Source organism: Pseudomonas sp. FW305-E2 (genome assembly GCF_058782925.1).
In genome coordinates this window covers 1-14,341 of the sequence record NZ_JBYSYE010000003.1, presented here as the reverse complement: position 1 = coordinate 14,341, position 14,341 = coordinate 1, and the positions used below count along the sequence as shown (strand labels likewise).

Below are 14,341 nucleotides of genomic sequence, written 5' to 3'. Positions count from 1 at the left end.
ATTAATCGAGGCCGGTGTAGGAGCGGGTTCACCCGCGAATGCGCCGGTTGACCTACCATCGTCTTCGCGGGTGAACCCGTTCCTACACCGATCTTCGTCGCTTGTGGTTCAGAAGGTGGTACGCAACCCGACTTCCACACTGCGCCCCGGCGCCGGTGCGATATCGCGCAGGATCGAACTGGCGTAGCGCACGGTCTGGTCGGTGAGGTTTTCGCCGCGTACAAACGCCAGCCACTGGCTCTGGCCAATGTCGAAGCGGTAGCCAACGCTGGCCCCCAAGGTGGTGTAGCCATCGGTGCCGGTTTCGTTGGCGGGTTTGCGGTGCTGCGACGCAGCGTGCTGCACGTCTACTCGCGCCTGCCAGCGGTCCAGTTCCCAGACCAGACCGCTGTTCAGGCGCAGCGGGGCGATGCGGGGCAGTGGCTCGCCGCTGTCCAGGTTCTTGGCCCGGGTGTAGTCACCGGACAACTCCAGCGCAAAGCTGCCGTAACGGTTCTCGGCCAACTGCCAGCGGTCCTGGGCCTCGATGCCGTAGAAGCGCGCCCGCACGCCTTGGTACTGGTATTCCGGGAAGCCGTCGTCATGATCGTGGTCGTGGTCGTGGTCGTGGTCGTGGTCGTGGTCATCCTCGTCATGGTCGTGATCATGCCCGCCCTCACGCAGGTTGCCGGTGCCGATCAGGCCGATGTAGTTGCGAAAGTGGCTGTAGAACACCCCAACACTGCCCTTGTGGGTGCCGTTGTCGAAGCGCAGCGCCAGGTCGGCGGAAATCGCCTTTTCCTTGTTCAGGCTGGCGTCACCAACTTCAAACGCGCCGGTGGCTACGTGCGCGCCATTGGCGTACAGCTCGTAAAAGGTAGGGGCGCGCTCGGTGTAGCCGAGGTTGGCGGCCAGCGACCAGATCGGGTCGAGTTGGTACACGGCCCCCGACGACAGGCTGAAGGCGTTGAAGCTGCTGGCGCTGTCGGCGTCGACGAAGTTCTCGTTGCCTTTGGCGTCCGGGTCTACGCGGGTGTGCTCCATGCGCGCGCCCAGGCTCAGGTTCAGGCGTTCGGTGGCTTGCCACTGCTCCAGCATGAACAGCGCCAGGCTGTCGGTATCGGTGTGCGGGACGAAGGCTTCCTCGCCCAGGGCGGAGAATTCGTTGCGGCTGACCTGGGCACCGATCATCCCTTCCACCGGTCCGAGCGGCTGGTGACGGGCTTCGATGCGGGCTTCGTAGCCCTTGTTCTTGAAGGTGGTATGGACCTCGCCTTCCTCGATTTCGCTGTGTTCGTAGTCGGTGTAGCCGGCATCTACCTTGACCGAGCTGAACGGGCCGTCGAGGTCGCGCAGTTCGGAGGCGAAGGCGTAGTGATCCTGCTTCATGTCCAGGCGCACGCCGGACTCGGCCACCGAGCCGTAGTTGCTGTCGTAGCGGCTGTACGACAGGCCGGCGTAGCCGTGGTCCCAGTGGTAGGCACCACCGATTGCGCCGCCGTCCTGGCGACCGTCGCTGTTTTCCAGGCGGTGTTTGCTGCCGGGCTCGTCGGTATCGCGCACCTTGGCGCTGCGTGCGTAGCCCGGGATGCGCAGGTCGTTGAACTGGCGGCTGTTGGCGTCCAGGTGCAGGGCGAAGGCGCCGTCGCCGGCCTCCAGCTTGCCGGCGCTGCTGCGGGTGGTGTCGGCGCCGCCGTAACGCAGTTCGCCGGCACCGTGGATGCCCTCGATCGGCGAGTCCGGGATGCGGTTGTCGAAGGTGTTGACCACGCCGCCGATGGCGTTACCGCCATACAGCAAGGCGGCCGGGCCACGGACGATTTCGACGCGATCGACCGTCACCGGGTCCAGGGGCACGGCGTGGTCATAGGACAGCGACGAGGCATCCAGGGCGCCGACGCCGTTGCGCAGAATGCGGATGCGGTCGCCGTCCAGGCCGCGAATGACCGGTCGGCTGGCGCCAGGGCCGAACCAGGTACAGGCGACACCGGGCTGCTTGTTCAGGGTTTCACCGAGGCTGCCGTGCTGCTGTTGCAGCAGGTTGTCGCCTTCGAGCACGGTGCTGGGAGCCGCCAGTTGGCGGTTGCCCAGCGGGTTGGCGGTGATGACCTGTGGCTCAAGTTCTACGGCCTGGCTGGGGGATGCAGCCAGCCAGAGTGCGACGGCAAGGGGGGAGAGGCGAAGCGGTGTGTACAGCATGGGGATGGGGCGTTCCTTGGCAGGTGCTTTTTAGTGTTACAACATAACATAACTATTCCATCACAGAGGTTTTGCCTCTGACCAGCGATTTTTCTGTCGACTTGACGGATCCCTCCCACCACTACACTCGTGTAAGGTGCGCATCTTTCCTACGGAGCACAGCATGAGCACGGCCCAACACAACGCGCTGCACGGCAAGACCCTTGAACAGATCCTCACCGAGCTGGTGGCGCATTACCAATGGCATGGCCTGGCCGAGCGCATCGATGTGCGCTGCTTCAAGAGCAACCCGACCATCAAGTCGAGCCTGACGTTCCTGCGCAAAACACCGTGGGCGCGGGAGAAGGTCGAGCAGCTGTACGTGAAGCTGCAGCGTCAGGCCTGACATGTCGCGTCGCCCTTGGCTGACCGGCATGGCTGTGCTTGGCTGGTTCGGCCTGGCCGTGCAGGTGAACCTGGTACTGCTGGCGCGTTGGCAGGAACAGGCCAGCCTGATTGGCGGCCTGATCAATGTGTTTGGCTATTTCACCGTGCTGACCAATACCCTGGTGGCGACGGTGCTCAGCTATGCCGCATTCGGCCGGGAAGGCCGTGGCAAACGCTTTTTCCTGTCGCCCTCGGTAAGCTCTGCAGTGGCCGCCAGTATCGTGCTGGTGGCGCTGGCCTACAGCGTGCTGCTGCGTCATTTGTGGCAACCACAGGGTTGGCAATGGCTGGCGGACGAGTTGCTGCACGACGTGATGCCGGTGCTGTATGCCCTGTACTGGTGGTGCGAGGTGCCCAAGGGCAGGTTGCGGCTATGGCATTTGCTGGTGTGGGCGGTGTACCCGGCGGTCTACTTTGGTTATGCGTTGTGGCGGGGGAGCGAGATTGGCGTGTATGCCTATCCGTTCATCGATGTGGCCAGTCTGGGGTATGGGCAGGTGATGCTCAACGCCCTTGGGGTGCTGGCGGGTTTCTGGGGGATAGGGCTGGTGTTGCTTGGGCTGGATCGGTGGCGGGGGCTGCACAGGTTGGCTTGACCTGTACCGGCCTCTTCGCGGGCAAGCCCGCTTCTACAGAGCAATCACACGCCCAGGGGGCTGTGGTATTCGCTGTGGAAGCGGGGGACACGCGGTGCCTGGGTATCAGCAGCAGAGCACAAGATTTCTGATGCCCCCAAATGGCCAGGGCCGCGATTGCGTCTTAGTGCTTCTTCCCTTGCATGCTCGAAGCCCATTGCTCGCTGCGACTATGCCCACTGGTTCTCAACACACCCAGGTCCAGCGCATTTTCCCCATCCGCCGCCATTTTGCTTTTGGCTATCTCGGCGATTGCGGTGCCCAGATCCACCGGTGAGTTGGACGCATCGAGCGACAGGTCTCGGCGATAGTCATTACCGCTTAGCGTTTCCTGGGTGACCGAGTTGGCGTCGAGCCTCACGTCGCCTTTGGCCGACTGCAGGCGTGCCCCTACCAGATGAGCGTTGCCACCGACCTGCAGGTCGATGCCGTCGCTGCTTTTAAGCGTGGTCTGACGCGCCACGTTGTCGCGCTGTGCATGCGACACGTCGAGGCTGACGGTCGGCGAGAACCCTGGGTCTGCCTTGCTCAGGGCAGAACCTGCCGTTTTCTCGACCTTGCCTCCCAGCGGCCCTGCCACCGATTTGGCCGCGTTGACATAGCCCTGCGGGTTTTTCTCCTGGCTCAGCCTGACATCGCCCTTCACGCTCAGGGTGTTGACGTTGTCCTTTAGGCTGGCGATGCGCAGGTCACCGTCGATTGTGCCGCCAATATGCTTTGCATCCAGGGTGGCACTCTCGATGCGGGTATCGCCGCGGCTTTGCAGGTCGATGCGCTCGGCGCGCAGGTCACTGGTATTCCAGATGAGGTTGTCGCGCTTGTCGAGCTCTACCTTGAGCCGGCCATGCAGGCCGCGGGTGTCCAACGCGCCCTTGGCCATGTTGAAACCGGCGCCGGCCGAGATGTCGAGGTTGTCGCGTCGCTCCTGGCTGGAAGAGGCTTCAAGCAGCATGCCGCCATTCGAGGCGTCGAGGGTGATCTGTTCGGCCGAGGCCTGCAGGCCTTGCAGGTGCAGGGCGATGTCCTCGCGGGCGCTGCTGGTCAGGGTCAGTGTGCCGTTGCTGGCAAACTGGGCATCGACCGCCTGACGTGCATGTTCGTCCTGCTTGCCGTGGCTGAAGTGGCCGCCTATGGCTCCCCCCTGGGTCTGGCCAGCCTTGGCCGCCAGCTCCATGCCGCCACCCAGGTTGGCGCCTGTGGCCTGCTGGGTGTTGCTGGCCGCCTTGACCTGCAACTGGCCACCGCTTTGCACCCGTATGTCGCCGGCCTTGGCCTCGCGGTTGCCAATGCGGGTGCCTTCGAGCAACAGGTCGCCGGCGCTGGTCAGTTGAACTTCGCCCTTGGCGTCGATTTGTGCCACTTGTGCCTTGCTCTGCGTGCTCAGCTTCTGGCCATGGTCCAGATAGCCCCGGCCATCGACGCCGGTGCTGCCCGGGCGGTTGCCGACTTTGGCCCAGGCATTGCCATCGAGCTGGCGTGACTGCTGTTCGGCCTGGTCGGTCGCCTGGGGTAGGGCCAACGACCCTGCACTGTGCATGACCACGCTGCCTTCACCGCCATCGATGCGGGCCCCTTCGTAGCGGCCATCGCTGCCCAGCTGTACCTGGATACCCTGTTGCCCGTAAAGGCTGCCGGGCACGGCGGTGCTGGCGATATCCTTTTTATCCAGCGAGCCTCCTTTGCCGGCGGCGCGTACATTCAAGTCCTCGCCGGTGCTGGTGTCCAGGCGCGCGTCGCCACCATAGGCCAGGCGTTGAACGGTGGTTTCCTGGGTATTTTCGGCGGCGCTCACCTGGTGCTGCTGCGCCTCGATTTTCAGCGAGCCGGCATTGGCCCGCCAGGCTGTGCCCTGGTCGGCCAGTGTGTCAGCCTTGACCTCGACCTTTGCTGCGGACAACTCGCTGACCTGAGCAATGCCACGGCGCTGGTTTTCCAGGCGCTTGAGGTGTTCAACCGTCATGTCGGCACCCACGCTGGGCGGTGCCATGGCGTCTTCGGGCGAGGCTTGCTGGAAGCGCGCGGCTTCCTCACCCAGCACCAGGCGTTCGATAGGGCGGGTCAGGTCGCGGTATTCGATACTGGCGCCCAGGCTACCCGACCAGTCGTCACGGCTTTGTTCATGTTCATGGGTATCCTGCACTGCACGGTTGTCGATGCGTTCGGCGGTCACCTGCAGGGTGTTGCCGGCCTCAACGTGCACGGCCTCGGTGAGCAGTGCATCACTGCGCAATTTCAGATCGCCGCTGGCCTGCAACTCGCTGCGCTGCACCTTGCTTTCGCGTTCGGCTTGCACCTCGCGGTTGTGATGGCCTTCGAACAAACTGCCCAGGCGGTCGATGCCACCGGTTACCGTCAGCCCGCCACCACTTTCGGTGGTGCTGGTGACTACGTCACGGTCGTTGCGGGTCGCCCCCAGTGTCACTTCCCGCGCCTGCACATCGAGGTCGCCGGCAGTGGCCTGGACCTTGCTGCCGTTGACCTGCAGGTGCGCGCTGCTGCTCATGCCCACCGAGGCACCCTTGAGCTCACTGGCAACCTGGCTGGTCGCGCGCTGCTTGCTGGTGGTGGTCACGACCTCATACGCCACGCCAGCCGCGTATTGGCGAGACTCGGGCTTGCCATCCTCGGCTTCCTGGGTCTGTCTGGCGCTGGCCGTGAAACCCCGTTGTTGGTCGCGGGTTTCGCGTTCATCGACCGATTGCGCACTGCCAATCAGCAGGTCGCCTTTGGCCTCGACTTGCAGATGCTTGCCAGCGGCAACCTTGGCGCCCTGGATGCGCATCTCTTCGGCGCTGGCCAGGCGCAGGTTGCTGGTCGAGCTGACGTCGCTGACCAGTACCTGCTGTTTGCGGTCCGTGCTTTCGTGCGTGCTGCCGATCAGGCCGAACAGCTTACTGTCACTGGTGCGCTGGGTGGAGGTCGTGCTGCCATGGTCCGCCGCGATGGCCAGCGAACCGTTCTCGCTGTAGAGCACCGCGTCCTTTTTACCGAACACGGTACTGCCTTTGATGGCGACCTGGTCGGCTCTGACTGTGAGCTCGCCATCGCTGGTTATGGTGCTGCCCGCGACGACCTGGCCCTCGGTGTCGTTACCTTTTCGATCGCCAAAGAATGTACCGGATACCAGGTCGCCTCGGTAATCGCGTTGGGTACCGTGTTCCTGCAAGGTGGTGGTACCGATGTCGGCCTGTTTTGCCTGGATAGCCAGATCGCCGCGGCTGTGCAGGCTGCTGCCCTGCACGTTGAGGTTGTCGCTTGCCTTTATCGACATGTGCCCGGCGCTCAGGGTACTGCCCTTTGCGGTTTCCTTGAGCTGGTCGCTATCGCTGTCACCGCGCCATAAATCCTTGCGATGACGCACCTGCTGTTCGGTGCGTTTGCTGTCGATGCCGGCGAGGATGTCCAGGCCGGCACCGCTGTCGACCATCAGCTCGCTACCGGCGTCCACCTTCGCTGCGGTCATGCGCATGTCGTCGCCGGACTGCAACAGCACGCTGTCAGTGCCCAGCAATTGACTGCCCTGTTGCTGCTGGTGGGTGGTGGTGGTTTTGCTGTTGTAGGTTTCGCGGGTGACGAACCAGAACTTCTTGTTCCAGCTGTCACTGTCGTGCTTGATGTGCTCGATTGTCTTGGCGTCCAGTGTGAGTTTCTTGCCCGCCCTTGCTTCGATTCGCGGGGCCTGGCCGTCGACCGTTTCAAGCATCAGGTCATCGGCAGCGGTGAGTTTCAGCACGCCGCGCTCGCTGCGCAGCTCGGTCGGGCGGTCGCCACTGCCACTGACATGCAGGCCCCCGGCCGAGCTGATGTCGACCCCCTCGGCGCCCAGAATCTGCGAGGCCCCCACACGCACACCCGCGCCTTCGGCGGTACTTACCACACGGATACGCCCGGCGCGCATGGCGCCGAACAGGCTGGCATCAATGCTCGACGAGGGGCTGGGCAGGTGTTCGACCACCTCGCCGCTGCGGCTGTCGATACGGTTGCGACCGACGGTGATGTCGAGCGTTTCGCTGGCCATGAGCAGGCCTTTGCTGTCCACGCGTGGTGCGATCAGTTCGAGTGCGCCACCGGCATTGCCCTGGCCATGCTCCAGTACCTGCAGGGTGCCACTGGCCGTGAGCGTATCGAGGTACCTGAGCTGTTGCTCCTCGAATTGCGGGGTGCCCACCACGAAGCCTGCGCGGGTGGTGTTGATGAAACTGCCGCCATTGAGGGTGATGCCATTGGGGTTGGCCAGTATGTAGTCGGCCGGGCGCCCGAAGATTTCCTGCGGCCCCTCGATCAGCGAGGCGTTGCGGCTGACCACTTCGTTAAGAATGGTCGAGGCGGCCTGGCCTTGAAATTGCGGGTTGGCCGCCAGGGCACCGGCCAGTTGCGACTGCCCGGCTGCGGTGGCGTTGTTCAGCACCAGGCCAGGGGTGGCCACGTTGTAGTCGATGAACTGGTTGTGTGACAGCCCCTTGGCGTTGGGCGGCACGATGTCGATCACCGGCACCCCGTGGCCATTGTGGATGACCGGGGTCCCCCCGGGGCCGCTGGCTGCTTCCAGCCCGGTCTGAGCCAGTGCGGCGCTGGGCCCGAGCACGGCGAGGAAGATTGCCCAGCGCAAGGTATCCGGGCGAACAGGCGGTAACTGCGAGAGTGTTTGCATTTTCTCGTTCTCTTTGTTGTGGGTGAATCAGATGTTCAGGGTCCAGTCCAGCACCCAGAAGCCGGGCTCCAGCAGCGGGCGGGGCAGGTCACTGGTGTACAAGGCGCGTTGGTAGTCCAGGCGCAGGCGGCTGCCGGGCAGGCTCAGTTCCAACCCTGCGGCGGCCCCGGCCAGGCGCTGTGACGGTTTGCCTTCGGCGGTGCGAACCCAGCCCTGGTCCAGGCCGATGTAGGGGCGTATCTCGAAGGGGTGGGCCCAGGTCAGTGGCAGCGCTTGGCTGAACGTATTGCGCCAGACGGCGCTGCTGGCACCGGAGTAAGTGTGCAAACGAAAGCCGCGGACAGCCGAATCGTCGCTGACCAGCAGTTGTTCGACGGCAGGCAACAGGTCGCGGCTGTACTGCAGGGCCAGCTCGCTCTGCCAGCGCCAAGGGTTGGGTGCCGGGCCCTGACGCAGGTGCAGCAGGTTGGCGCGGTATTTGCGAAAGTCCGGGCGCAGGCGTTGAGCACCCAGGGGCGCGCGGTCGGCACCCAATGCGTCAATGCCTTGGGCAACGCCGAAGTAGCCGTTCCACAAGCCATTTTCGAGCCACAGCAGGTTGAGACCGGCCTCTACCGTGGCCAGCGTCGGGCTCTGCTGGACGATAACTGCGCCAGCGCTGCGGTTGATCAGCTGCTTGCGGTCCAGCCGGGCGCTGGCGCTGAGCATGCCTTGCTGGTTGCGCCACAACACCCGCTCGACACTCAGGCCCTGATAGCTGCTGCTGCCGTCGGCAGCCTTGTCGCTGTAGGGGAGTGGGGCTTGATAGCTTAGCTGGCTGGCGCTGAGGGCAAAGGTCCAGGCGCCGTAGGGGATGCTGTAGTACAACGATATCCCTTGGCTTTGGCCGGGCGTATCGAGCACCGTGCGGGTCCACGACAGGCGCAGCTCATCATTGAGGCCAAGCGGGCTGTCCAGGCCAATGCCGAGGTTGACGCGGTGGCGGCCGGTCAGCTCGCTGCCCCGGTTGTCGAAGCGGCTGTCCAGGTGCCAGCGTGAAGCAACCTTGCCCGGCTGCACGACCACGCGGGTGCCGCCTTGCAGTTCGCCGGGCAGCAAGGTGGCGCCCAGTTCATAGGCGCGTAGGCGGTTGAGCTGGTCCAGGCCTTGCTCAAGGTCGGGCAGGTACAGTGGCTGCCCGAGCAGGCCTGGGAAGGCACTGGAGAGGGACAGGGGCAGGTCGGGCCCTGCCAGTTCGATGGTTTCGACAAAGCCTTCGACAATGACGATGTCCAACGGCATGCCTTGTTCTGGGGGCTGTCGCAGGTAGGGTCGGCTGGTTGGGTAGCCGGCTTGTACATAACGTTGGGTGATGGCTTTGAGCAGCCGATTGATGTCGGCGATGCCCATGCAGGCAGGCGTGAGCGCACGGAGGGTGAGCGCCAGTGCCGAGCTCGAAAGCCGGTGCATACCCGCCACGCGCACGCCATCGACTGCCCAGCAGCGATCATCGTGCGGTCGCTGGGAAGTGCTGTTGGTCGGTTCAGTCGGGGCGGAGATGCGCCGCCAGCGCTCCAGCCGCTGCTGTTGCTCCAGTTGCCGCAGCCCATGCTGTTGATCGCGCAACTGCTGGCTGGCAGGGTCGTCGGCCAGCACGTGGGGAATGGACAGCACGCCTGACAGGCAACTGGCCGACAGCCAATGGGCGATGCGGTGAATCAGGCACGGCATTGAAGCACCCCGCAAATGATGTACGGTTTTCGTACTCGTCTGCGTGGATGCTAAAAATTAAGTCACTCGTCTGGATGCAGTACCCTGCCTAAGCAACTGTCAGGCAAGTTCTCGCAAAGTGGTGAGAAGGTTCCTACAACCTGTACTGAAAGGCCCTATATCAAGGCCTGATCTCGATCAGCGTTCCATCCCGTACCAAGTCCCACACTTCCTGCATGTCGCGGTTGCGCATGGCAATGCAACCATCCGTCCAGTCCAGGGTATGGAAGTACCATTCCGGGTATTCATCGTTGATCGGCGTGCCGTGAATCATGATCATGCTGCCGGCACTCACCCCTGCCCGGGTCGCGCGGGCGGCATCGCTGATGTTCGGGTAGTTGATGTGCATGGCCAGGTTGAAGCGGTCGCTCTGCTTGCGCCAGTCCAGCCAGTACAAGCCCTCAGGGGTTTTCTTGTCGCCTTCGCGTTCCTTGGCGCCCTTGGGCTGCTTGCCCAGCGAGATGCGGTAGGTTTTCAGCGGCTCGCCACGGCTGATCAACTGCAGGCGGCGCTCGGACTTGATCACCAGTACCTTGTCGATCAACGGTTGCATGGCTTGCTGCGAAGGCGATGGGGTTTGCGCTGCCGGTGCGGGCTTGCGGATGATGGTTTCGGTGAAGGCCGCCTGGGACACCGAGGTAACGCAAAGGCAGAAGAGGGCAAGCAACCAGCGCATGTAACAGTATCCCTGAAGGCGTTTAGGTGTGTGGCGAAACGTTCATCGGCGGCAGGTATTCATGGCCTATGGGGTAGTGCTGGCCGATGCGGTCGCGATAGTAGCATTCTAGTGTGCGAGTGACGGTGCGGAAAGCCAGCGCGTTCCACGGTATCTCATGTTCTTCGAACAGGCGCACCTCCAGGCTTTCGACACCCACGGCAAAGTCCAGGTCCGCCAACTCGGCGCGGAAGAACACATGCACCTGGTTGATGTGCGGCAGATCGAACAGCTGGTACAGGGACGTTGGCCCGACCCGGGCGCAGGCTTCCTCTACGGTTTCGCGACGCGCGGCCTGGTCGAGGGTTTCGCCGTTTTCCATGAAACCGGCGGGCAGGGTCCAGAAACCCCGGCGCGGTTCGATGGCGCGGCGACACAGCAACACCTGGCTGCCCCAGGTCGGTAGCACGCCGGCCACGATGTTGGGGTTCTGGTAGTGGATGGTCTGGCAAGAGCCGCAGACGTACCGCAGGCGGCTGTCGCCCTCGGGGATCTGCTGAGTGACCGGTTGGCCGCACGCGCTGCAGAATTTCATGTGTGGTTCCTTATGTTCAAGGCTATCTTGGCGCGGCCACCGTGCCGCCGCAAGCGCTGGGGCTTGGGTGCTTCGCGGCTTTGGTGCATGATGCAACACAGGACCTGGATACGAGCGTGCGCAATGCTGGACGAGCTACTTCGCCGAATGAGCAACCACCAACCCGCGTCATTGGAAACCGACAGGCGGTTCCCCGAAGCGGCGGTCCTCTTGCCCATTACCCGCAGCGAAGCGCCCGAACTGGTTTTGACCCTGCGCGCCAAGGGCCTGTCTACCCACGGTGGTGAAGTCGCCTTTCCCGGTGGCCGCCGCGACCCGGAAGACCCGGACCTGGTCTTTACTGCCCTGCGCGAGGCTGAAGAAGAAATCGGCCTGCCCCCTGGCCTGGTGGAGGTGATTGGCCCGCTCAGCCCGCTGATTTCGCTACATGGCCTGAAAGTGACGCCATTCGTCGGGCTTATCCCGGACTTCGTCGAGTATCGCGCCAATGATGCCGAGATCGCGGCAGTATTCACCGTGCCGCTGGAATTCTTCCGCCAGGACCCGCGTGACCATACCCACCGTATCGATTACCAGGGGCGTAGCTGGTATGTGCCAAGTTACCGCTATGGTGAATACAAGATCTGGGGGTTGTCGGCGATCATGATCGTCGAGCTGGTCAACCTGCTGTTCGATGCCGGTATCAGCCTGCATCAACCCCCGGAGTGTTACATCGAAAATTGAGCGGGGCCTACCCCGCCGTCTGCGTCGCAGCCTGAGGAACAAGCATGAAATATCGCCTGGGCGACCTGCGGGTCGAGAGCCACCCCACCAGTTGGGCCGCCCCCAACGCCACGCTCATTGGCAGCGTGCGCCTGCAAGCCAATGCCAGTGTGTGGTTTGGCGCGGTGTTGCGCGGTGATAACGAGCTGATCGACATTGGCGAAGGCAGTAACGTGCAGGATGGCACGGTGATGCACACTGACATGGGCTCGCCATTGACGTTGGGCAAGGGCGTGACCGTGGGCCACAATGCCATGCTGCATGGCTGTACGGTGGGCGACTTCAGCCTGGTCGGTATCAACGCAGTGATCCTCAATGGCGCACGCATCGGCAAGCACTGCATCATCGGCGCCAACGCACTGATTGCCGAGGGCAAGGAAATCCCGGACGGTTCGCTGGTGATGGGCTCGCCGGGCAAGGTGATACGCGAGCTGACCGAGCAGCAGAAACGCATGCTGGAAGCGAGTGCTGCACATTACGTGCATAATGCCCAGCGTTATGCGCAAGCGTTGGTGGTTGATGATGAGTGATGTAGCAGAGCGGCCGGTGGCATCGCCGTGCGTGAGCATTTGCGCGCTGGACGAGCAGGATATCTGCACCGGCTGCCAGCGTACCGTGGCCGAGATTGGCCGCTGGGGGCGGATGGACAACGACGAGCGCCGGGCGGTGCTCAAGCGTTGCCATGAACGGGCAGTAGAAGCCGGCCTCATCTTGCAGGCCTGACGCGAACCCTGTAGGAGCGGGTTTACCCGCGAACGGCCCAGCGGTAATCTGTACGGCTTGCCCACAGACAGCCCGCCATGTTCTATCTGATTGCCTATATCAGCAGCGTAGTGCTGATCAACTACGCCTTCTCCAGTGCCCCGCATCTGGACATCATCTGGTCCGCCTGGGGCGGCCTGGTGTTCATCCTGCGCGACATGGTGCAAACCCGCTTCGGTCACGGCGCGCTGGTGGCCATGCTGGCGGCGCTGGTGTTGTCCTATGTCACCTCGGAGCCGGCCATCGCCCTGGCCAGCGCCACTGCGTTCTTCATTTCCGAGCTGATCGACTGGCTGGTGTTCAGCATCACCCGTCGGCCGCTGCGCGACCGCCTGTGGCTCAGTTCGGCGCTGAGCATCCCGGTGGATACCTTCATTTTCTTCGGCATGATCGGCGCTTTGACCCCGGCAGTCATCGGCACCGCGATGGCCTCGAAGTTCGCCGGTGTAACGGCGGTGTGGCTGGCCATGGCATTTCGCGCCCGGCGGGCCGCCGTGGCCGGTTGATGGTGTAGAATAGCGGTCCTTTTTCAGCGGGTGGCGCCTAGCCTGGCGCGGCCCCGGATGCCTTCGAGGACCTGAAATGACCCGTATCGGAACCCCATTGTCGCCCACCGCGACCCGTGTACTGCTCTGCGGCTGTGGCGAGCTGGGCAAGGAAGTGGTAATCGAGCTGCAGCGCCTGGGCGTCGAAGTAATCGCCGTCGACCGTTACGCCAATGCTCCGGCAATGCAGGTGGCGCACCGCAGCCATGTGGTCAACATGCTCGATGGCGTTGCCCTGCGCGCGGTGATCGAAGCCGAGAAGCCGCACTACATCGTTCCGGAAATCGAAGCCATCGCCACCGCCACCCTGGTCGAGCTGGAAAACGAAGGCTTCACCGTGGTGCCCACTGCCCGCGCCACCCAGTTGACCATGAATCGCGAAGGCATCCGCCGCCTGGCTGCCGAAGAGCTGGACCTGCCAACCTCGCCGTACCACTTCGCTGACACCTATGAAGACTACGCCAAGGCCGTAGCCGACCTGGGTTACCCGTGCGTGGTCAAACCGGTGATGAGCTCGTCGGGCAAGGGCCAGAGCCTGCTGCGCAGCGATGCTGACCTGCAGAAGTCGTGGGACTATGCCCAGGAGGGCGGCCGCGCTGGCAAGGGCCGGGTGATTGTCGAAGGTTTCATCGACTTCGAATATGAAATCACCCTGCTGACCGTGCGCCACGTGGGCGGTACCACCTTCCTTGAACCTGTCGGGCACCGTCAGGAGAAGGGCGATTACCAAGAGTCCTGGCAGCCACAGGCCATGAGCCCGAAGGCGCTGGCCGAATCGCAGCGCGTGGCCAAGGCGGTCACCGATGCCCTCGGCGGTCGCGGCCTGTTTGGTGTGGAGCTGTTCGTGAAGGGCGACCAGGTGTGGTTCAGCGAAGTGTCGCCGCGCCCGCATGACACCGGTCTGGTCACCCTGATTTCCCAGGACCTGTCGCAATTCGCCCTGCATGCCCGCGCCATTCTCGGCCTGCCGATTCCGGTGGTGCGTCAGTTCGGCCCGTCGGCCTCGGCAGTGATCTTGCCCGAAGGCCAGTCCCAACAGACCAGCTTCGCCAACCTGGGCGCAGCGCTGAGCGAGCCGGATACCGCCATACGCCTGTTCGGCAAGCCGGAAATCAACGGTACCCGCCGCATGGGCGTGTGCCTGGCGCGTGACGAATCGGTCGAACTGGCGCGGGCCAAGGCGACCCGTGCTTCGCAGGCGGTCAAGGTCGAGTTCTGATCCGAGAGTGCTGGGGCTGCTTCGCAGCCCTATCGCGACACAAGGCCGCTCCCACAGGGATCGCGTAAGCCTGGAAGCTGCGTTATTCCTGTGGGAGCAACTGTCTTGCTCAATTTCTAAAAGCTGGCGCCTTCCCTGTGGGAGCGGGCTTGCCCGCGAACACG

Annotated in this window: 12 protein-coding genes; 7 read left to right on the top strand and 5 right to left on the bottom strand. The window is 63.5% G+C overall.

The features are described from left to right. Nucleotides 1-108 precede the first annotated feature (108 nt). Nucleotides 109-2,178, bottom strand: a complete 2,070-nt coding sequence (locus AC3WLP_RS03965; RefSeq protein ID WP_088513345.1) for a TonB-dependent receptor — start codon at nt 2,176-2,178, stop codon at nt 109-111. Between the two features lie 163 nt (nt 2,179-2,341). On the opposite strand from AC3WLP_RS03965, the gene AC3WLP_RS03960 reads away from it, so the two are divergent. Together AC3WLP_RS03960 and AC3WLP_RS03955 are read left to right on the top strand one after the other, a co-directional pair. Next, on the top strand, nt 2,342-2,563 hold the full coding sequence (locus AC3WLP_RS03960) for a VF530 family protein (protein WP_012053596.1): 222 nt from the start codon (nt 2,342-2,344) through the stop codon (nt 2,561-2,563). 1 nt (nt 2,564) lies between these two features. Then, nucleotides 2,565-3,200: a Pr6Pr family membrane protein gene (locus AC3WLP_RS03955; RefSeq protein WP_004575440.1), complete on the top strand. Its 636-nt coding sequence runs from the start codon at nt 2,565-2,567 to the stop codon at nt 3,198-3,200. A 163-nt stretch (nt 3,201-3,363) separates the two neighbouring features. Here the strand turns inward: AC3WLP_RS03955 and AC3WLP_RS03950 are convergent, their stop codons facing one another. From AC3WLP_RS03950 to AC3WLP_RS03935, 4 genes are all read right to left on the bottom strand, one after another. Further along, nucleotides 3,364-7,890 carry a hemagglutinin repeat-containing protein gene (locus AC3WLP_RS03950; protein ID WP_088513346.1) on the bottom strand — a complete coding sequence of 1,509 codons (4,527 nt, stop codon included), beginning with the start codon at nt 7,888-7,890 and terminating at the stop codon, nt 3,364-3,366. A 27-nt stretch (nt 7,891-7,917) separates the two neighbouring features. Continuing rightward, nucleotides 7,918-9,600, bottom strand: coding sequence for a ShlB/FhaC/HecB family hemolysin secretion/activation protein (locus AC3WLP_RS03945; RefSeq protein WP_088513347.1), 1,683 nt, complete (start codon nt 9,598-9,600; stop codon nt 7,918-7,920). A gap of 160 nt (nt 9,601-9,760) precedes the next feature. After that, the gene (locus tag AC3WLP_RS03940; RefSeq protein WP_003252119.1) at nt 9,761-10,315 is read right to left on the bottom strand and encodes a L,D-transpeptidase family protein; all 555 of its coding nucleotides are present in this window, start codon (nt 10,313-10,315) and stop codon (nt 9,761-9,763) included. Nucleotides 10,316-10,337: 22 nt separating this feature from the next. Continuing rightward, complete coding sequence (locus AC3WLP_RS03935; protein WP_012053593.1) at nt 10,338-10,889, bottom strand: NUDIX hydrolase; 552 nt, start codon at nt 10,887-10,889, stop codon at nt 10,338-10,340. Between the two features lie 123 nt (nt 10,890-11,012). Between AC3WLP_RS03935 and AC3WLP_RS03930 the strand changes: the two genes are divergently transcribed. From AC3WLP_RS03930 to purT, 5 genes are all read left to right on the top strand, one after another. Continuing rightward, nucleotides 11,013-11,612, top strand: coding sequence for a CoA pyrophosphatase (locus AC3WLP_RS03930; RefSeq protein WP_088513348.1), 600 nt, complete (start codon nt 11,013-11,015; stop codon nt 11,610-11,612). Between the two features lie 44 nt (nt 11,613-11,656). Next, nucleotides 11,657-12,181, top strand: coding sequence for a gamma carbonic anhydrase family protein (locus tag AC3WLP_RS03925; RefSeq protein ID WP_088513349.1), 525 nt, complete (start codon nt 11,657-11,659; stop codon nt 12,179-12,181). Beyond that, the gene (locus AC3WLP_RS03920; protein ID WP_012053591.1) at nt 12,171-12,374 is read left to right on the top strand and encodes a DUF1289 domain-containing protein; all 204 of its coding nucleotides are present in this window, start codon (nt 12,171-12,173) and stop codon (nt 12,372-12,374) included. The genes AC3WLP_RS03925 and AC3WLP_RS03920 overlap by 11 nt, the downstream gene beginning before the upstream one ends. Nucleotides 12,375-12,451: 77 nt before the next feature. Then, the gene (locus AC3WLP_RS03915) at nt 12,452-12,919 is read left to right on the top strand and encodes a 7-cyano-7-deazaguanine/7-aminomethyl-7-deazaguanine transporter (RefSeq protein ID WP_003252131.1); all 468 of its coding nucleotides are present in this window, start codon (nt 12,452-12,454) and stop codon (nt 12,917-12,919) included. Between the two features lie 76 nt (nt 12,920-12,995). After that, on the top strand, nt 12,996-14,177 hold the full coding sequence (purT, locus tag AC3WLP_RS03910) for a formate-dependent phosphoribosylglycinamide formyltransferase (protein ID WP_010952557.1): 1,182 nt from the start codon (nt 12,996-12,998) through the stop codon (nt 14,175-14,177). Nucleotides 14,178-14,341: the final 164 nt, after the last annotated feature.

What these genes read in the sequence shown, in the direction of transcription:
- AC3WLP_RS03920 (WP_012053591.1), top strand. Translation starts at nt 12,171, where the DNA reads ATGATGAGTGATGTAGCAGAGCGGCCGGTGGCATCGCCGTGCGTGAGC.
- AC3WLP_RS03955 (WP_004575440.1), top strand. Translation starts at nt 2,565, where the DNA reads ATGTCGCGTCGCCCTTGGCTGACCGGCATGGCTGTGCTTGGCTGGTTC.
- AC3WLP_RS03960 (WP_012053596.1), top strand. Translation starts at nt 2,342, where the DNA reads ATGAGCACGGCCCAACACAACGCGCTGCACGGCAAGACCCTTGAACAG.
- AC3WLP_RS03965 (WP_088513345.1), bottom strand. Translation starts at nt 2,178, where the DNA reads ATGCTGTACACACCGCTTCGCCTCTCCCCCCTTGCCGTCGCACTCTGG.
- AC3WLP_RS03935 (WP_012053593.1), bottom strand. Translation starts at nt 10,889, where the DNA reads ATGAAATTCTGCAGCGCGTGCGGCCAACCGGTCACTCAGCAGATCCCC.
- AC3WLP_RS03945 (WP_088513347.1), bottom strand. Translation starts at nt 9,600, where the DNA reads ATGCCGTGCCTGATTCACCGCATCGCCCATTGGCTGTCGGCCAGTTGC.
- AC3WLP_RS03925 (WP_088513349.1), top strand. Translation starts at nt 11,657, where the DNA reads ATGAAATATCGCCTGGGCGACCTGCGGGTCGAGAGCCACCCCACCAGT.
- AC3WLP_RS03930 (WP_088513348.1), top strand. Translation starts at nt 11,013, where the DNA reads ATGCTGGACGAGCTACTTCGCCGAATGAGCAACCACCAACCCGCGTCA.
- AC3WLP_RS03915 (WP_003252131.1), top strand. Translation starts at nt 12,452, where the DNA reads ATGTTCTATCTGATTGCCTATATCAGCAGCGTAGTGCTGATCAACTAC.
- AC3WLP_RS03950 (WP_088513346.1), bottom strand. Translation starts at nt 7,890, where the DNA reads ATGCAAACACTCTCGCAGTTACCGCCTGTTCGCCCGGATACCTTGCGC.
- purT (WP_010952557.1), top strand. Translation starts at nt 12,996, where the DNA reads ATGACCCGTATCGGAACCCCATTGTCGCCCACCGCGACCCGTGTACTG.
- AC3WLP_RS03940 (WP_003252119.1), bottom strand. Translation starts at nt 10,315, where the DNA reads ATGCGCTGGTTGCTTGCCCTCTTCTGCCTTTGCGTTACCTCGGTGTCC.